Genomic DNA, 17,355 nt, shown 5'->3' with positions numbered 1-17,355 from the left:
GCGGCGGCGCCGGCTTAGTCGTCCGGGCTGGTGTCGATGCGCACGTAGTCGCGCGGCACTACAACCATGGGGACCGGCAGGGCGCGGAGCACCTTGTTGGCCGTGCTGCCGATGAAGAGCTTGTTCTTCTCCGCCAGGCGGGACGAACCGACTATCATAATCTCCGCGTCGTCCCAGTCGAGGTCATCGATGGCTTCCTCAATGGTCCGGCCGTGCGCGACCTCCACGGTGACGTGGTGTCCCGCCGGCAGGCGCTCGGCCGCGGCCTTCAGGACGGTGTTCGCGTGGACATGCGCGGCGTTGACGTTTTCGCCGCCGTCGCCCTCGGCGTCAAGTTCGACGAGCGAGACCAGCCGCAGCGGCACGCCGCGGCGCTCGGCCGACTCAATCGCGACGTCGATCGCCGCCTCCGCGCCGGTACGCTGGCCGACGGCGAGGGTCAGCCGGGTGATGGGGTCGGTGTTGCGGTAGCCGCGGGGCGCCAGCGCAACCGGCACCGGTGAGGCATGCAGCAGGGCGTTGGCCACGCTGCCGACGCTGTACCGCTTGAACAGGCCGCTGTTCGCGGCACCCACGACGATCAGGCCGGCGCGGTATTCCTTGGCGGCGTCGATCAGTCCCGCGGCGAAGGAATCAGCCTGGCGCACGTGGAACCTGGCCTCCAGGCCCTCCGGTACCAGGGACAGGCCCTGCCGCTCCGCCGTCAGCACGGACTGCTCCGCGGCACTGACGCGGTTTCCCTGCGGGTTCAGCGCGACATAGGGTGTGTTCCGGTCCACCACATGAACCAGGTCCAGGTGCGCGCCCTGGGCGCGGGCCATGGCGGAAGCCAGGGCGACGGCGTCGGCGCCGCGGTCGTTGGGTGTGTAGCCAACTACGTATCGCATGTAAGAACCCCTTATGGGTCTGGGGCAGAATCCAGCTTGGCTCCGGGGTTCCGGGCGACGTCGGCCGGTCTGCGTTCCTGCAGTGGTAGGAACGACTCTAGCCCAGCGTTGCGGGGAATAGTGGGTGACTTTTGGCCCTGCGGCACGCAAATTTCCGCGACTACGCTGAAGCCGTGGAGGGGAGCTCACCATGAGTCTGACCAGGAACACCGGGTTCGCGGCAAAAACGAGCGGGCTGGGAGTGCTGATCTTCCTGTTCGCGCTGACCGGCTGCACCCCTTCTTCGCCCCAACCCTCCGGGAGCAGCCCCGCGTCGGCGACGGAATCAGCGACGGCATCGGCGACGTCGACCTCCACACCTTCCGGCACTGCGACGCCCTCATCCACCGCCTCGGCGACGCCGTCGGCCTCCGCGACGCCGTCTCCGGATTCCGACGAGACCAAAGCCCCGCAGGACGGCGACCGCGTGATCTCCTCGACTATTACCCATGACTGGGCCTGGCCTGGAGCGAAGTCGCCGTTCAAGACCACGCACAGCAATCCCGTACCGTTGGCCCCGCCGCCGGCGGAGCCCCTGCCCACGCTGTACGCCATTGGCGCCGGCCAGCACCCCTCGGACACCCCGCCCTATGACCAGCTGAGCTTCCGGTTCAACGGTGCCTTTCCCAGTTACGACATCTCGTTCGTCCCCGAACTGATCGCCGACGGCAGCGGCCTGCCCGTGCCGATGCCCGGGACGGGCGCCATCCTGAAAGTTGTCTCCCACGGCGCCCAGGCGCACACCGCAGACGGGAAGGGCAGCACCGTCAAGAGCAGCCCTGCCCCGTCGATCGGCTACCGGGCACTCACCCGCTACGCCCCGGCCGGGGACTTCGAAGGGGTCCTTAGTTATGGGATCGGCGTCGGCCGCCCGGGTACCGCCGTGCAGCAGACCAAGGTGCGGGTCTACGAGGTGGAGAAGATCGAGCAGGGCCGGCACCTGTACGTCGTCGCGATCCAGCTCGACGCCAGCTCCTGGAAGTAGGCCCGGACGCGAACGAGCCGCGGACTTCTCGGTCCGCGGCTCGTTCATGTTGCTCTGTGGTGTCCCGCTGGGGGTGTCCCGCCGGGGTTGTCCCGCTGGGGTTGTCCCGCCGGCGCTTAGGCGTTGGCGCGGACCGCCGCGGCCAGCACCTCGAGTCCGTCCAGCAGCAGCTCGTCGCTGATCACCAGCGGCGGCAGCAGCCGGATGACGTTGCCGTAGGTGCCGCAGGTGAGGATGATGACACCCTCTTTGAGGCAGGCGGCGGCAACGGCCTTGGTCAGTTCCGGGTTCGGTTCCTTGGAGCCGGCCTGGACCAGTTCGATCGCGAGCATGGCGCCGCGGCCACGGATGTCACCGACCACGGTGAGCTCGGACGCGAGCTCCCGCAGCTTGCCCAGGGCAAGTTCCTCGATGTGGCGGGCCCGGGCGTTCAGGTCGTACTGCTCCATCGAGCCGATGGCCGCCAGCGCCGCGGCACAGGCCACCGGGTTGCCTCCGTAGGTGCCGCCGAGGCCGCCCGGGTGGACGGCGTCGAGCAAGTCGGCGCGGCCGGTGATGGCGGAGAGCGGCATGCCGCCGGCGATTCCCTTGGCCATGGTGACGATGTCCGGGATGACACCCTCGTGGTTCACGGCGAACCATTCGCCGGTGCGGCAGAACCCGGACTGGACCTCGTCGGCAATGAAGACGATGCCCTTCTCCTTGGCCCAGGCGGCAAGGGCCGGCAGGAAGCCCTCGGCCGGGACGATGAAGCCGCCCTCGCCCTGGATGGGTTCGATGATGATCGCGGCCACCGACTCGCCACCGATCTGCTTCTCGATCATGGTGATGGCACGCTTGGCGGCCTCGGCGCCGGTGATCTCCGGGTTTTCCTCGCGGTACGGGTAGCTCATCGGCATCCGGTACACCTCGGGCGCGAACGGGCCGAAGTTGGTCTTGTACGGCATCGCCTTGGCGGTCAGCGCCATGGTGAGGTTGGTCCGGCCGTGGTAGGCGTGGTCGAAGGCGACGACGGCGTCCCGGCCGGTGGCGAGGCGGGCCACCTTGACGGCGTTCTCCACGGCTTCGGCGCCTGAGTTGAACAGCACGGTCCGCTTCTCGTGGTCGCCCGGGGTGAGCCGGTTCAGCTGCTCGGCGACGGCGACGTAGCCCTCGTAGGGCGTCACCATGAAGCAGGTGTGGGTGAAGTGCTCCACGGCTTCCTTCACCGCGCCGACGACGGCGGGATCCGAGGCGCCGACGCTGGTCACGGCGATGCCGGAGCCGAGGTCGATGAAAGAGTTGCCGTCGACGTCCTGGATGATGCCGCCGTCGGCGTCGGCGACGTAGACCGGGACGCTGGAGGCGACGCCGGACGCGACGACCGCCTTGCGGCGCTCGGTCAGGGCCACGGACTTGGGGCCGGGGAAGTCGGCCTGGACGCGGCGCTTCTGCTCCAGACGGTAGGTGAGGTCGTTTGCTGTGGTGGTCATGGGGAAGGCCTTTCTAAACGTGTATGGGTCGGCGGGGCCGGGTCTGGCGGGAGCGTTAGGCAGCCGCGTCAGGCATCGAGCGCACTCATGACGTGCTTGATGCGGGTGTAGTCCTCGACGCCGTACATCGAGAGGTCCTTGCCGTAGCCGGACTGCTTGAAGCCGCCGTGCGGCATCTCGGCGGTGAGCAGGATGTGGGTGTTGATCCAGACGGCACCGAAGTCCAGGTCGCGGCTGACCCGCATGGCGGTGCCGTGGTCCGTGGTCCAGACGCTGGAGGCGAGGGCGTATTCGACGTCGTTGGCCAGTTCGATCGCCTCGGCCTCGGTGCTGAACTTCTGCACCGTGATGACCGGGCCGAACGTCTCCTTCTGGACAATGTCGTCGGTCTGCTTGGCGCCGGTGACAATGGTGGGCTCGAAGAAGAAGCCCTTCTCCCCCGCCCGGTGGCCGCCGGTCTCAATCTTGCAGTTCGCCGGCAGGTGCTCAACAACGTTGGTGACCGCGTTGAAATGGTTGACGTTGTTCAGCGGGCCGAAGTAGTTGTCTTCGTCGTTCTGCGAGCCGGTGTGCAGGGTCTTGGTGTGTTCCACCATGGCGGCGACGACGTCGTCGTGCACGGAATCCTCGACCAGGACCCGGGTGATTGCCGTGCAGTCCTGGCCGGCGTTGAAGAAGGCGAACTCGGCGATGGCCGCGGCGCTCTTCTTGATGTCTGCGTCCTTGAACACGATCGCCGGTGCCTTGCCGCCGAGCTCCAGGTGCGCGCGCTTGAGCCCTTTGGCGGCGCCGGTGGCGACAGCAATGCCGGCCCGGACGGAACCGGTGATGGAGACCAGGCCCGGGACCTTGTGCTCCACCATCATGGCGCCGGTCTCGCCGGTGCCGAGGACGACGTTGAGCACGCCGGCGGGGAGGATCTCGCCGGCGAGGCGGGCCAGGACCAGGGTGGATTCCGGCGTGGTGTCGGAAGGCTTGAGCACCACGGTGTTGCCGGCGGCCAGTGCGGGGCCGATCTTCCAGATCGCCATCAGGAACGGGTAGTTCCAGGGGGCAACCTGCGCTACGACGCCGATCGGTTCGCGGCGCACGTAGGAGGTGTGGCCCTCGAGGTATTCACCGGCGGACTTGCCCTCCAGGATCCGGGCGGCACCGGCGAAGAAGCGCAGCTGGTCTGCCCCCGCGGCAACCTCCTCGGCTGCGATCAGGGAGCGGACCTGGCCGGTGTTGCGGTGCTGGGCCTCGACGAGTTCGTCACTGTTGGCTTCGACGGCGTCGGCGAGCTTGAGGAGCATGAGCTGGCGCTGGCCGGGGGTGACGTGCTTCCAGCTGGCGAAGGCGTCCTTCGCGGCGGTCATGGCGGCGTCGACGTCGGCCTGCACCGAGACCGGCGACTTGGCCACCACCTCCCCGTTGGTGGGATTGACAATGTCCAGCAGGGCGGTCCCGGCGGGGGTGACGAACTCGCCGTTGATGAAGTTCTGCAAGGTTTGAACCACGGTGTACAACCTCTTTCGTGCTGGCCTCGGAAAGGCAGGTATGAGGGGATCTGCGACTGCTCCGAGCCTATGCCAGGCACGCAAGGCAGGGAATAGGCAGCTGCACACCGAAGCAGCGCGACTTTAGTGCGGTTGACCAGCCCCCGGCTATCCTGATTCCATGGCAATTTCACTCGCGGCCCTGCTGGGGGTTCCGTCCCTCAAGCTGACGAAATCGGGCCTCGCGGAGACCACCTGGCACCAGGACATCCACTGGGTCGCGGTGACGGAGCAGGAAGACCCGCAGCGCTTCCTCAACGGCGGGGAACTGGTCCTCACCACCGGGATGCGGCTCAGGACCGCCCCGGAGCAGCGCCGCTTCGTCCGCCAGGTCCAACGCGCCGGCGCCGTGGGCATCGGTTTCGGGATCGGGCTGACACACGACGCGGTGCCGCCGGCCCTGATCGCCGAGGCCAACCGCTGGGGCCTTCCGGTGGTGGAAGTGCCCTACGAGACACCCTTCATCGCCATCGGCAAGCTCGTGGCCGACGCCCAGTCCGCGGACCACTACGCCAAGCTGGAGCGCCTGATCGCGGGGCACCAGGTCTTGGCCCGCGCCCTGCTGACCGGCGGCGGCCTCGCCGAGCTGCTCAGGCACCTCGGCTCCATGCTGCGCACCGAGATCGTCCTGACCCAGTTCACCGCGCAGCTCTACAACAGCGCCGCCGGCAACCCCTCCCCCACGTCGGACGGCTGGGCCTCGTACCCGATCCCGACCGGCCGCCGCGACGCCTGCACGCTGTGGGTCAGGCACCCGTTCGAAGACTCCGGAATCATCGGCTATGCGCAGAACCTGATCAGCGTCGAGCTCAACAACATGGTCAAGCAACGCCAGTCGCAGCGCGCCCTGGCCGGGCAAGTGCTTGAGGACGTGATCCACGGGACCCTCGATGCCACCGAAGCCACCCGCCGGCTCGCCGGCATCGGCGTCAACAGCACCCGCAAGAACGTGGTCCTGCTGGCGGAATCGGCCGCCCACGCCAAGCAGCTGGGCAGCTCCTCGCTGCCTCAGCCGCTGGCGGCGGCGGTGACCGCCGTCGTCGGCAAGGACCTGGTGGTGCTGGTGCACGACGACGGCAGCGGCGCCGGCGCCCTGGCCCGGAGCCTCAGCGACCACCTCGCCGAGGCGGGCATCCACGCCACGATCGGCATCGGCGGGGCGTACACGAAGCCGAACGGCCTGCGCTGGAGCTACTTCGAGGCCCGCGACGCCGCCAGCCACGGACTGCCGGTCAACGAGCCGGAGCGGCTGAGCCTGACCTCGCTGCTGCTGGCCAGCGAGGACGTTCCGCTGGCGGACATGGCGAACGAGTCACTGAACCCGCTCCGGAACTTCGACGCCGCGCACGGCGCCGAACTGATGACCACACTGGAGAGTTACCTGAGCAACAACGGTTCGGTCGCCGCCGTCGCCGAGGAGCTCACCCTGCACCGCAACACGGTCCGCTACCGGCTGGCGCAAATCACCGAATTGACCGGCTACGACCCGGCGCAGACCGCGGACCGGGTCCAGCTCTGGCTGGCGCTGGCCGTGCAGCGGCTCAGCGCCCGGCAGCCGCGCTGACGCACCAGCCCCCGCCTCCAACAACGCGGGGTCAGACCGCGCCCATCCGGCAATTGCCGTGGGAACGTTCTGACCCCGCGTCGGAGTGGAACCAGCGCGGCTAGCGGGAGAGGCCCTTGAAGACGTTCTTCGGCCGCTGCATTTCGCCGTGCTTGGCGCCCAGGACGATCACCCACCCTGCGAAGACCGGGATGGCCCACTGCAGGATCTTCAGCTGCTGCTGGGCAGAGCGAAGTTCCTCCGAGGCGCCCGGCTTGGGCTCGGTGGCGCCCTCGGCACCCTCGGCGGCGAGCTTGTCCACCTTCGCGCCCTGCAGTCCGGCGTACAGGGTCACGGCTGCACCGGCCAGGGTGACGATCGACTTGTAGATGCTCAGCCGGGTCACGCCGTCCTGCTTGGTCATCCGGCCCTTGTTCTCCCACATGATGGCGAGGCCGGAAAGGAAGTGCGCGCCGAATGCGGCCGTCTGGTACGGGGCCCACTTCTTCCAGCCCAGGCTGGACAGACGGGTGCGCTCGGCGGGATCCTTGGCCTCCGCCGTCGCGCCGTTCAGCCCGATGGCGCCCATCAGCGAACCGCCAAACCACGCGCCGGCGGTCAGGTCGTGGATGGATCGGGCAACAAGATTACCTGCCATGGTGAGCTTCCTATCGTGTGAATTCGAATCCGGAATGGTGCGGCCACATGCGACGCCGCACCCCGGACATAGTAAGCACACTTACCAACAAGTTGGTAGTCCCGGTTTCGGGCCGCCGACCGCCGGACGGAGCTTCCAGGCAGCCGATCCGTTACGCGTAAGCTCGAAGCAATGGAAGAAATCAGCAGGGAGCTCCCGCAAGGGCAGGCCGTGCCGCGCCACGCGGCTGGCATCGGCGAAGCCGCCGATGCCGCAGAGGCCGCCTCAAACAGCAGGGTGCTCGACGTCGTCGCGCGGTGGGGGTTCGCCGTGATGGCGTTGCTCCACATTGTCATCGGCGTGATCGCCGTCGCGCTGGTCCTGGGGGCGCCGGGCCAGGCCGAGCCCACCGGAGCGATCGAGCAGCTCGCCGCCAACCCCTGGGGTCCGGCGGTGTTGTGGCTCTGCTTCACCGGCTGCGCCGGACTCGCCCTGTGGCAGCTGAGCGAGGCGACCCTGCGGGCCAGGCACCTGCCCCGCGGTGAACGGCTGGGCAAGCTGGTCTCCTCGGGCTTCCTGGCCATCGCCTACGGCAGCGTCGGCTTCACCTTTGCCAGCTTCGCCCTGGGTTTCCGCAGCGACTCGGGGGATTCCACCGCGGCCTTCAGCGAAGCCCTGATGAACCGGCCGCTGGGCGCACCACTGCTGATCGGACTGGGACTGACCGTGGGTGGGATCGGCGTTTTCTTCGTGGTCAAGGGCCTGGGCAAGAAGTTCAAGGAGGAGCTGCGCCACTTCGAAGGCACGCACCGCGGCCACCTCATCAGCGGCCTGGGCGTGGCCGGCCACGTGGCCAAAGGCCTGGCGCTGGTCCTGACCGGTCTGCTGTTCGTGATGGCCGCGGCCACCAATGACCCTGGCTCGTCCACCGGGCTGGACGGAAGCCTCAAGGCGCTGCAGCACCACCCGTTCGGGCCATACTTGCTGCTGGCCATTGGCGCAGGGTTTATGGCCTACGGGGTTTTCGCCCTGATCCGCGCCCGGTTCGGCCGGATGTAGCGCAGGTTTCCTCCCTTGTTGCCGAGCGGAGCCGGGGATATCGTTTTAGCTACCCGGCACGGCGTTCCCTTCTCTTCCGACAAGTGCCGCGCACGCCCCCGGTGGTCGGTTCTTCGAGGTATGGCCATGAGCTACGTCCCAGTCAGCAGGCGCACCATCCGGCGCCACCGTGAGTCCGAGCGGTCCACCCGGCGCCTGGTGATCGTCCTGTCCGCGGCGGCGGCAGTGGCGTGGCTGCTTTCGGTCACGATGTCCACGGCGGTCCGGGTGGGCGGCTACGCCCACGACCTGGCCGTCGTCCTGCACGTCCTGTCCCTGGTGGTGTCTTTCGGCGCCATCATCCTGGTCGACTGGCACGGCTTCCTGTGGCTTGTCGGCCGCCGCAAACTGGCTGAAACCATCCGGCTCGACGGCGCTGCCACGCCGCTGATCTGGGCCGGTCTCGCCGGCCTGCTGGCCACCGGCGTGTTCCTGAACCCGCACCTGACCAACCCGATGACAGACGTCAAACTGGCCGCCGTGCTGGTTCTCAGTCTGAACGGCATCATGCTGATCCCGCTGATGCGGCGGCTGGTTCATCTTCCTCCGGAAACCCCGTTCCGGGGCCTAAGCGCCGGTCAGCGGACCCACCTGCTGGTCTGCCTGGTTATCTCGCAGGCGTGCTGGTGGACGGCGATAATCATCGGATTCATCAACGCCGAGTTCTGACGCGCCGGGTCCTGAGCGTCACACCGGTCAGCGCAGCGGGACGACCGCACCCTCCTGGTACAGCAGCGCCCGGATCTCCGATTCGGCCGAATCCAGCCGCTTCGGATCGATGGTCTCCCCCGCCGCGAAGTGGTCCAGCAGGCGCGGATCGACGTAGCTCTTTCGGGCGATCGACGGCGTGTTGCCCAGCACCGCCGCGGCGTCGACCATGGCGCGGCTCACGGCGCGCTTCCGGGCCGAGACCTTGGCCTGCGGGCCGCTCTTCGCCAGGCTCACGGCCGCCGCGACGGTGCCGCGCAGGGTGCGGAAGTCCTTCGCGGTGAAGTCCGCGCCGGTTCGTTCCTTGACGTACTCGTTGATCTCGGCGCTGGTGACCGGATGCCAGCTGCGGCCGTTCTTGTAGGCCAACAGCCGGGCGTTGCCGCCGCGGCGCTTGAGCGAGCGCACGACGGCGGCGAGGTCGGCGTCGTCGATCCGGGACTCCCAGGTCTTGCCGCTCTTGGCCGGGAAGCTGAGCCGGAGTTCGTCTTTGCGCACGTTCACGTGGGCGCAGAGCAGGGTGGCCAGTCCGTGGCTGCCGTTCTCGTTGGTGTACCGCTCGGAGCCCACGCGCAGCGATCCGCTATCCAGCATCCTGAAGGCGGCCGCGAGCACGCGCTCCCGCGTGAGTCCTTCGGAGCGCAGGTCCAAGGTCACCAGGCGGCGCGCGGACGGCAGGGTTTCCGCGAGTTGGAGCGAACGGTCGAACTTCAGCCGGTCCTTCCGCTCCCGCCAGCTTGGGTGGTAGATGTACTGGCGCCGGCCGACGGCGTCGACCCCGGTGGCCTGGATATGCCCGTTCTCATACGGCGCGATCCAGACGTCGGTCCAGGCCGGCGGGATCCCGATGCTTTCCAGCCGCTCCCGCACCGGGCCGGCCGGCAGGGTCGACCCGTCCAGGTCCTTGTAGCTGAACCCGCTCCCGGCGGGAACCCGGCGGTAGCCGCGGCCGGACGCGTTGCTGTGACGGAGCCTCATCGGCCGGATCCTGGGTGCCTGGCAGTGTCCATGACGGTAAGCCTACTGACTACCCGCCGGGAATGCGCCGTTAACAACCAACGCGGGGTCACTTCGCGCCCGTCCCGGAGGGGATTTTGGGCGCGATGTGACCCCGCGTTGCAGTTGTGAGGCGGCCGCTCAGACCTCCGCAGCGACTCCGCCGCGGGAGATCTCCACCATGTCCTCGCGCGGGACCACCTTGATGCGTTCGCGCTGGACGCTGCCCGCGCCGGCGCTTGCCTTTTCGCCGAGGGACCGCTCGTGCGCGTCCAGGGCCAGCCAGCCCTCCCAGCTGGTGTACTGCACGCCCCGGTCTTCCAGCAGTCCGACGATCGCCTCCGGCGCGGGTGCCGCCGCCGGCGGCAGGCTGCCGCGGTCCTCCAGCAGGTAGGTCACGGTTTCCAGGGCGTCACCCTTGGTGTGCCCGATCAGGCCCACCGGGCCGCGCTTGATCCAGCCGGTCGCGTAGATGCCGGGCACGTGGGCTCCGGAGGCGTCCAGCACGCGGCCGCCGTCGTTCGGGACAACGCCCTTGCTGTGGTCGAACTCGACCTCGGGCAGGGCCGAACCGAAGTAGCCGATGGCGCGGTAGACGGCCTGGACCGGGTAGTCGATGAACTCGCCGGTGCCGCGGGCGTTGCCCGTGCCGTCCAGTTCGGTGCGCTCAAACTTGATGCCGGCGACGCGGCCGGGGGCGGCGGCGTCGTCGAAGATCTCGACCGGGCTGTGCAGGAAGTGCAAGTGCAGGCAGCGGGACGCGGTGAGCTCGGAGAGATCCTCCGGCTGCTCGGCGATCCAGTTGGTGAGCGTGCCCACCATGGTCTTGGTCTGGTTGTTGCTTTGGATCTGGCGGTCAGATTCGGCGTCGAACTCGAAGTCCTCCGGGTAGAGGACAATATCGACGTCCTTAGAGTGGGAGAGTTCGCGCAATTCCAGCGGGGTGAACTTCACCTGCGCCGGGCCGCGGCGGCCGAAGACGTGGACGTCGGTGACCGGGGAGTCCTTCAGCGCTCGGTAGACGTTGTCCGGGATCTCGGAGACCAGCAGGTCATCGGCGTGCTTGGAGAGCATCCGGGCGACGTCCAGGGCCACGTTGCCGTTGCCGATCACGGCGATTTCCTTGGCCTCCAGCGGCCAGTCGCGGGACACGTCCGGGTGCCCGTCGTACCAGGAGACGAAGTCGGCCCCGCCGTAGGATCCCTCAAGCTCGATGCCCGGGATGTTCAGGTCCGCGTCCTTGATGGCGCCGGTGGCGAAGATGACGGCGTCGTAGTGGGTCCGGAGGTCCTCGAGCGTGAGGTCCGTGCCGTAGTCCACGTTGCCGAAGAATCGGATATCGCCGCGGTCCAGCACCTTGTGCAGGGCGTTCACGATCCCCTTGATCCGCGGGTGGTCCGGCGCCACACCGTAGCGGATGAGCCCGTAGGGCGCCGGGTAGCGGTCGAAGAGGTCGATGCTGACGGTGAGCTCGCCGCTCTTGACGGCCTCGCTTTTGGTCAGGATGTCCGCGGCGTAGACGCCGGCGGGGCCGGAGCCGACGACGGCGACGCGCAGCGGGCGGGCGGCGGTTCCTACAGGGGTGTTCGTTGACACGGCTGTGTTCCTTTGGTTCGATCCGGGTGCTGCGGGTGAAACTAGCGGGCGGCGACGCGCGGGGCGTTCGGGGAGGTGGTGCTGTAGTCCGCGGTCTTAAAGTGCGACGGCGCGAACGGGCTGACGCGGACCACGTCGCCGATCACGATCACGGCAGGATTCGCGACGCCTGCTGCCTCCGCCTGGTCCGCGATGGTTTCGAGCGTTCCGATGGTCACCCGCTGGTTGGGCAGGTATCCATTCTCTACGATGCCAACAGGCGTCCCGGCTGGCAAACCGGCGCGTTCCAGCGAGGCCGCGGAATCGCGCAGTTGTCCCACGCCCATGAGCAGAATCACGGTGTGGTCGGAGCGGACGGGCACCTCGGAAAGCTCCTCATGGCCGGTGACTACGCTGAAGCCCTTGGCGAGGCCCCGGTGGGTGACCGGGATCCCGGCGGCGGCGGGGACGGAGATCGCCGAGGTGACGCCGGGCACCACTTCAACCTCGACGCCGTGCTGCCGGCAGAATTCCGCTTCCTCGCCGCCGCGGCCGAGGACGTAGGGGTCGCCGCCCTTGAGCCGGACCACCCGGTGGCCGGCGAGGGCTTCGTCGACGAGGATCCGGTTGATTTCGGACTGCGGGACCGGGTGGTGGCCGGGGGTCTTGCCGACCTCGATCACGCGGACGTCGGGAGCCAGTTCGGCCAGGAGCTCACGCGGGCCGAGCCGGTCGGCGACGACGACGTCGGCCTGGCCCAGGAGCCGCCGGCCGCGGACGGTGATGAGTCCGGTATCGCCCGGCCCGCCGCCCACGAGCGCCACCGTGCCGTCCCCGGCGCCTGGGCCCGTGCCCGAAGCGCGGTGTCGGCGCAGCGGCAGGTCTCCGGCCGCCAGGGCGGTGGCGACGGCGTCGCGCAGGGCCATCGCCCGGCGCGGGTCTCCCCCGGCGTTGACGGCGATCTTGACGTCATCCACGACGGCGACGGCCGGCGTCCAGGCGGCGGAGGCCTCGTGGTCGGAGGCGTTGACGCACCAGATCCGCTGCGCCTCGGCGTCGGCGGCGACCTGCGCGTCCACGCCGGCGTCACCGGTGGCGGTCTGGACGAACCAGACGCCGTCGACGTCGGAACTGCGGTAAGGGCGGGGCTGCCAGCTGAGGAGCCCGGCGTCGGCCAGGTCGTTTAGGGCCGGGCAGGCAAGCGGCGCCACGACGGTGACTCGGGCGCCGGCGTCGAGCAGTCCCCTGGCGCGGCGTGCGGCGACGGGTCCGCCGCCTACGACCAGCACGGGCCGGCCGAGCAGGCGCAGCGCGGTGGGGTAAATGTCCTGAATTGCCATGCATCGACGATAGGGCGGCGTCCGAGAGCGGAACAACGGTGCGGAAACACCCGTTCACGCAGGGTAACGGGGCGTAACCTGGGGCCCCTCCGGCTGGCGGGGGCCGGCCGATGTTTGGGTGAGGCGCCGAGTTCCGAAAGAGCCCTCGTCCCTACTTCACCGCAATGACTTCGACCAGTTTGATGTCAGGATCCTTGGCCAGCAGCACCGGGCCGTGTTGGCCGAGGGCAGCAGGAATGGCCCCGTTGAGGTGGGCCTGCCGGTCCTCCTCGGTGTCAAAAGTGTCGAAAATGCCGAAGGTGTTCTCGTTGACCCGGAACGCGTACCAGGTCCTTGTGCCCGGCTCGGTGAGCACGATCTCCCTGCCGCCGTTGAGGAAGTCCCAGACTTCCTGTTCCTTCCCCGCTTTCGCTTCGACCAGTGCCAGCACTCCAAATTTCGGTGCCACGGCTACCTCCTTGGAATTGGGATGGTTTGGCCGGCAGCCCGGCCTATAGCCGTGAGTGTAGGCACGCGGTCGGGGCGGAGCAAGGGGGTGGCGGCGTTAGAGCGATGTAGCGGTCCAGGGCAGGCAGTGGCTGCCCTCTGCGGGTGCATCCGCTCATTGTCGCCACTCCCCAATACAATTGCTCCGACCGGGCTAGCCGGTCCCGAAATGGGGGAAGGGGACTTAGTTGTCTCTGCGCGAAAACGTCCGTACTCGGACGCGCCCTGGCCGAACGACCAGGGCAGTAGCCACAGCCGGGAGCATCGCACTGCTTGCCGGTCTTCTGATGGCTCCGGCAGCGCAGGCGCTGCCGATGGAAACTGACATCATCGCCGAACAGCCGACACCCGCACCGGCACCTGCGGACACGCCTGCCGAAACACCGCCGGCGGAAATATCACCCGTCGAAACACCGCCGGCGGAAGTAACGCCCGCCGCTCCGGAAAACGTCAGCCCGCCGGTTATCGAGGGTGACCCTGTCGCGGGAGGCACACTCACCTCGACAGGCGGCCAGTGGAACGGCGCCGGCTGGATCAAGTACAGCTGGATCGTCGAAGGTGTCACAGTTCAAGCCGCCGACCACGCGGTTGGTGAAGCTGACGTGCTGCACCTTGACCCGTCCATGGCAGGCAAATCGGTCCAACTGACGGTGCTGGCCTCACTGGAGGCCCAGGGACCCGGCACCGAGCTGGCGGCGACGCCGGTAACGGTTCGTCCGGGAACTTTCGCGGGGGTCAGCTGGAACAACGCCGTAGCCGGCAAACCCGTCGTCGGGCAAGCGCTGTCGCTGAGCGCACCGACGTGGAGCGACGCCGCCGTCCAAGGTGCAGCAATCGGCTACCAGTGGTACCGCGGACTTGACCCCATCACTGGTGCGACGGGGCCGAGCTACACCGCCGCGGCCGCCGATGTCGCACAGAAGCTGTGGGCCAAGGTGATGCTCTCCGCACCGGGCTTCACCTCAGTGGAACTCACTTCCGCCCAAGTCACCGCCGGCAAGGGAAGCTTTGTGGCGGCGCCGGTTCCGACGGTCAGCGGTGTAGCGAAAGTGGGCCAGTTGCAGAGCGCCAATGCCGGCACGTGGGCGCCGACCGGGGCCACGCTGTCCTATCAGTGGTATCGCGGAACGGGAGCCATCGTTGGCGCAGTCAGCCGCACCTACGCCACAACTGCACTCGACTACAGGAAGACGCTCAAGGTCAGGGTGCGTGCAGCCAAGCCCGGCTACACAACGCTGGACCGCTACTCCGCCGCCCGCGCGATTGCTGCAGGGACCATCGTGGCCACCCGGTCGCTGACGGTAACCGGAACCCACCGCTATGGCCAGACGGTGAGAGTTTCTCAGGGTTGGACTGCCGGTTCGACGATCCGATACCAGTGGTACCGGAACGGCGTCGCTCTCAGGGGAGCCACGGGGTCGGCCCTGCGTCTCGGCGGCGGCCACGTCGGCGCTCGGGTCGCTGTGAAGGTGACCGTCACGAAGCCTGGCTACGCCGCCCGCACCGTCGTCACCAAATCCGTGGTGGTTGGCAAGGCGCTCCTGACCGTAAGGTCCGCTCCGAGAATCAGTGGCGGGCGTGGGCTGGGCGGCACGCTTACAGCGGCGCCGGGTAGCTTCGCTCCGGCCCCGACGTCCTTCGCATACCAGTGGTACCGCAATGGAGCTTCGATCCCCGGCGCCAGGTACCGCACCTACAGGGTGGCTGCAGCGGACAACGGCCGGTCCATTTCCGTGAAGGTCTGGGCTGCCAGGCCATATTACGAAACCCGGGCAGCCTCTAGTGCGGCCGTAAAGCTTCCCGTCTGGGCTGTCACCGTGCTTCGCGGCGACGGCACGTACCGTGTCGGAGTCAACATCAGGCCAGGCCTGTACAAAGCTACGGGGACGGGCAGTGGATGCTACTGGGAGAGGCTCAGCGGCTTCTCCGGAAAACTCAGCCAGATCAAGGCCAACAACTATGGATCGGCGCGGACTTACGTCCAGATCGTTCCAGGAGATGTTGGATTCAGCTCGGACGGCTGCGGCTCCTGGACGACCGTCCCGTCCACCGGCGCCAGGTCCAGCCGGATCACTACCGACGGCACCTACCGCGTCGGCATCGATATCCTGCCGGGCACCTACTACGGCTACGGGGCAGGGAAGTCCTGCTACTGGGCCACGCTCCGCGGTTTCCGGGGTACGTTGAGCGATATCATCGACAATTACTACGGTGCGGCCAGAACGATCGTCACCGTCCCCGCCGGAACTAGTGGCTTCGAAGTCAGCGGCTGCGGCACGTTGACGCGCGGCTGACAAACGGAAACCAGAAAGCCCGACGGCGATAATCGCCGTCGGGCTTTCTTGTTCAGTCTGGGGCGCCAGAGACCTAACGGGTGCTACCGGCGAGGAGGCCGCGGCGGCGGAGCAGGCGCTTCTCGATCGGGGCGAACACCAGCAGTTCGATCAGGATCCCGACGCCGAGGATCAGCAGGATGGCGGACATGACGATGGTCATGTCGGAGAGGACGCGGCCCTGGTCCAGCATCGAGCCGAGGCCGAAGCCGATGGTGCCGCCAACGGCGATGATTTCCGCGGCCATGAGCGAGCGCCAGGAGAACGCCCATCCCTGTTTGAGGCCGCCGAGGTAGCCCGGCAGGGCCGCCGGCAGGATGATCTGCAGGGCCAACTGGAGTCGGGAAGCGCCCAGTACTTTTCCGACGCTGCGGTACTGCGGTGGAATCTGGTCGACGCCCGAGACCAGCCCGTTGATGATCGACGGGATGGCACCCATGAACACCACGAAGTACACGGTGGCATCAGTGATCCCAAACCAAAGAATGGCGGCCGGCACCCAGGCCACAGACGGCAGGACTTGCAGGCCCGAGATCAGCGGCCCGAAGGCGCGCCGCAAGGGTGCCACCTGCGCCAGCACGAGCCCCACCGGCGTGGCAATGACCACGCTGATCAGGAAGCCCAGCACGCCGCGCTGCAGCGAGGTCCAGACAGCCTCCTGCAGCTTGCCTTCGCTCCAGAGGGTGCCGACCTGGCCGATGACATCCAGCGGCCCGGGCACGACGTCGCGCCGCTTGAAACCGAGGGATACGTACAACTGCCAGAGGATCACCAGCACCGCGAGCGCAGCCACCGGCAGCAGGATCCGGCCCCAGTCGATACGGGCCCTGCGGAGGGCGTCGGACTGCAGGGAATCGAGGCCTGCTTCGAGCTCGCGCAGGTCTTCCTTTCCGCTGGAGGAACGGGTCAGGGCGGCGGTGACCTTGCGGGTCTCGGCCGGAGYTTCCGCCACGGGAAGTTGGCTATTTGGCATGGCGACGGATTTCCTCTCGCAGCCGGGCGGTGATTTCGCCGGTGAGCTGGCCGGCCAGGCCGGCGTCGGTGCGGTGTTCCTCGCTGACCTGCCATTCGCGCACCACGCGGCCAGGCCGGGAGGAGAGCAGCAGCACGCGCTGGCCCAGGCGGACGGCTTCCCGGACGTTGTGCGTGACAAAGACGATGGTGCGGCCGGTTTCCTTCCAGATCCGTTCCAGTTCGTCGTGGAGCAGGTCGCGGGTTATCGCGTCCAGGGCCGCAAAGGGCTCGTCCATGAGGAGCAATTGCCGGTCTTGGGCCAGGGAACGGGCCAGGGACACCCGCTGGCGCATCCCGCCGGAGAGTTCGTGGGGCCGTTTGTCGCCGGCGCCGCCCAGGTGCACCAGGTCCAGCAGCTCCCCCGCCCGGATCCTGCGCTCGGCTTTCCCGATGCCTCGCAGCTTCAGGGCCAGCTCGATGTTTTCCCGGGCGGTCAGCCACGGGAAGAGTGCCGCGTCCTGGAACATGAACGCCGCGCCGTCGCTGGGCACTTCGAGCGCGCCCGACGTCGGGGCTTCCAGTCCCGCCATGATGTTGAGCAGGGTGGACTTGCCGCAGCCGGACGCACCGAGCAGGGCGACGAATTCGCCCTGCCCGATGGCGGCATTGACGTCGTCCAGTACCGGGGCGCCGTCGCCGAAGCGCTTGCCCAGGTTTTCCAGTACGACTGGCATGGTCGGCTCCTTACTGTTGTGGCGGGTGGC

General features: G+C 68.1%; 15 protein-coding genes. 5 read left to right on the top strand and 10 right to left on the bottom strand.

What is annotated here, in order from left to right; all coding sequences use genetic code 11:
- Positions 1-14: 14 nt before the first annotated feature.
- On the bottom strand, positions 15-887 hold the full coding sequence (locus AC1DGE_RS05385) for a universal stress protein (protein WP_441416933.1): 873 nt from the start codon (positions 885-887) through the stop codon (positions 15-17).
- 190 nt (positions 888-1,077) lie between these two features.
- Here AC1DGE_RS05385 and AC1DGE_RS05380 point away from each other — a divergent pair, with 190 nt between their 5' ends.
- Positions 1,078-1,911, top strand: a complete 834-nt coding sequence (locus tag AC1DGE_RS05380) for an AMIN-like domain-containing (lipo)protein (RefSeq protein ID WP_476917031.1) — start codon at positions 1,078-1,080, stop codon at positions 1,909-1,911.
- 116 nt (positions 1,912-2,027) lie between these two features.
- On the opposite strand, the gene gabT is transcribed toward AC1DGE_RS05380, so the two are convergent.
- Together gabT and AC1DGE_RS05370 are read right to left on the bottom strand one after the other, a co-directional pair.
- Positions 2,028-3,383, bottom strand: a complete 1,356-nt coding sequence (gene gabT, locus AC1DGE_RS05375) for a 4-aminobutyrate--2-oxoglutarate transaminase (protein WP_476892064.1) — start codon at positions 3,381-3,383, stop codon at positions 2,028-2,030.
- 68 nt (positions 3,384-3,451) lie between these two features.
- Positions 3,452-4,882, bottom strand: coding sequence for a gamma-aminobutyraldehyde dehydrogenase (locus AC1DGE_RS05370; RefSeq protein ID WP_476892063.1), 1,431 nt, complete (start codon positions 4,880-4,882; stop codon positions 3,452-3,454).
- Between the two features lie 160 nt (positions 4,883-5,042).
- Here AC1DGE_RS05370 and AC1DGE_RS05365 point away from each other — a divergent pair, with 160 nt between their 5' ends.
- Positions 5,043-6,485, top strand: coding sequence for a PucR family transcriptional regulator (locus tag AC1DGE_RS05365; RefSeq protein WP_476892062.1), 1,443 nt, complete (start codon positions 5,043-5,045; stop codon positions 6,483-6,485).
- 100 nt (positions 6,486-6,585) lie between these two features.
- On the opposite strand, the gene AC1DGE_RS05360 is transcribed toward AC1DGE_RS05365, so the two are convergent.
- Positions 6,586-7,122, bottom strand: a complete 537-nt coding sequence (locus AC1DGE_RS05360; protein ID WP_441416928.1) for a hypothetical protein — start codon at positions 7,120-7,122, stop codon at positions 6,586-6,588.
- Between the two features lie 171 nt (positions 7,123-7,293).
- On the opposite strand from AC1DGE_RS05360, the gene AC1DGE_RS05355 reads away from it, so the two are divergent.
- Both AC1DGE_RS05355 and AC1DGE_RS05350 read left to right on the top strand, forming a co-directional pair.
- A complete protein-coding gene (locus AC1DGE_RS05355; RefSeq protein ID WP_441416927.1) occupies positions 7,294-8,160 on the top strand; it encodes a DUF1206 domain-containing protein in 867 nt (288 codons plus the stop codon).
- 126 nt (positions 8,161-8,286) lie between these two features.
- Positions 8,287-8,868, top strand: a complete 582-nt coding sequence (locus tag AC1DGE_RS05350) for a hypothetical protein (protein ID WP_441416926.1) — start codon at positions 8,287-8,289, stop codon at positions 8,866-8,868.
- A gap of 27 nt (positions 8,869-8,895) precedes the next feature.
- On the opposite strand, the gene AC1DGE_RS05345 is transcribed toward AC1DGE_RS05350, so the two are convergent.
- The 4 genes from AC1DGE_RS05345 to AC1DGE_RS05330 form a co-directional block, all read right to left on the bottom strand.
- Positions 8,896-9,885 carry a DNA topoisomerase IB gene (locus AC1DGE_RS05345; RefSeq protein WP_441416925.1) on the bottom strand — a complete coding sequence of 330 codons (990 nt, stop codon included), beginning with the start codon at positions 9,883-9,885 and terminating at the stop codon, positions 8,896-8,898.
- A gap of 159 nt (positions 9,886-10,044) precedes the next feature.
- Positions 10,045-11,499 carry an FAD-dependent oxidoreductase gene (locus AC1DGE_RS05340; protein WP_476892061.1) on the bottom strand — a complete coding sequence of 485 codons (1,455 nt, stop codon included), beginning with the start codon at positions 11,497-11,499 and terminating at the stop codon, positions 10,045-10,047.
- Positions 11,500-11,540: 41 nt separating this feature from the next.
- Positions 11,541-12,818 (bottom strand): uroporphyrinogen-III C-methyltransferase, encoded by a 1,278-nt coding sequence (gene cobA / locus AC1DGE_RS05335; RefSeq protein WP_476917030.1) that lies wholly within the window; start codon positions 12,816-12,818, stop codon positions 11,541-11,543.
- Positions 12,819-12,969: 151 nt separating this feature from the next.
- Positions 12,970-13,266 (bottom strand): putative quinol monooxygenase, encoded by a 297-nt coding sequence (locus AC1DGE_RS05330; RefSeq protein ID WP_476917029.1) that lies wholly within the window; start codon positions 13,264-13,266, stop codon positions 12,970-12,972.
- Positions 13,267-13,618: 352 nt separating this feature from the next.
- Here AC1DGE_RS05330 and AC1DGE_RS05325 point away from each other — a divergent pair, with 352 nt between their 5' ends.
- Positions 13,619-15,598, top strand: coding sequence for a hypothetical protein (locus tag AC1DGE_RS05325; RefSeq protein ID WP_476917028.1), 1,980 nt, complete (start codon positions 13,619-13,621; stop codon positions 15,596-15,598).
- A 73-nt stretch (positions 15,599-15,671) separates the two neighbouring features.
- On the opposite strand, the gene AC1DGE_RS05320 is transcribed toward AC1DGE_RS05325, so the two are convergent.
- Positions 15,672-16,610 carry an ABC transporter permease gene (locus tag AC1DGE_RS05320; protein WP_476917027.1) on the bottom strand — a complete coding sequence of 313 codons (939 nt, stop codon included), beginning with the start codon at positions 16,608-16,610 and terminating at the stop codon, positions 15,672-15,674.
- Positions 16,600-17,325: an ABC transporter ATP-binding protein gene (locus tag AC1DGE_RS05315; RefSeq protein WP_476917026.1), complete on the bottom strand. Its 726-nt coding sequence runs from the start codon at positions 17,323-17,325 to the stop codon at positions 16,600-16,602. The genes AC1DGE_RS05320 and AC1DGE_RS05315 overlap by 11 nt, the downstream gene beginning before the upstream one ends.
- Between the last annotated feature and the right edge of the window lie 30 nt (positions 17,326-17,355).

The sequence above is a fragment of the Arthrobacter sp. 05N425 genome, from assembly GCF_056397125.1.
The sequence above is the reverse complement of the archived record's forward strand: the minus strand, read 5'-3'. Positions and strand labels throughout refer to the sequence as shown.

Coding starts and splice junctions, on each gene's coding strand:
- AC1DGE_RS05355 (WP_441416927.1), top strand. CDS start 7,294: ATGGAAGAAATCAGCAGGGAGCTCCCGCAAGGGCAGGCCGTGCCGCGC.
- cobA (WP_476917030.1), bottom strand. CDS start 12,818: ATGGCAATTCAGGACATTTACCCCACCGCGCTGCGCCTGCTCGGCCGG.
- AC1DGE_RS05325 (WP_476917028.1), top strand. CDS start 13,619: ATGGAAACTGACATCATCGCCGAACAGCCGACACCCGCACCGGCACCT.
- AC1DGE_RS05380 (WP_476917031.1), top strand. CDS start 1,078: ATGAGTCTGACCAGGAACACCGGGTTCGCGGCAAAAACGAGCGGGCTG.
- AC1DGE_RS05315 (WP_476917026.1), bottom strand. CDS start 17,325: ATGCCAGTCGTACTGGAAAACCTGGGCAAGCGCTTCGGCGACGGCGCC.
- AC1DGE_RS05360 (WP_441416928.1), bottom strand. CDS start 7,122: ATGGCAGGTAATCTTGTTGCCCGATCCATCCACGACCTGACCGCCGGC.
- gabT (WP_476892064.1), bottom strand. CDS start 3,383: ATGACCACCACAGCAAACGACCTCACCTACCGTCTGGAGCAGAAGCGC.
- AC1DGE_RS05345 (WP_441416925.1), bottom strand. CDS start 9,885: ATGAGGCTCCGTCACAGCAACGCGTCCGGCCGCGGCTACCGCCGGGTT.
- AC1DGE_RS05365 (WP_476892062.1), top strand. CDS start 5,043: ATGGCAATTTCACTCGCGGCCCTGCTGGGGGTTCCGTCCCTCAAGCTG.
- AC1DGE_RS05385 (WP_441416933.1), bottom strand. CDS start 887: ATGCGATACGTAGTTGGCTACACACCCAACGACCGCGGCGCCGACGCC.
- AC1DGE_RS05350 (WP_441416926.1), top strand. CDS start 8,287: ATGAGCTACGTCCCAGTCAGCAGGCGCACCATCCGGCGCCACCGTGAG.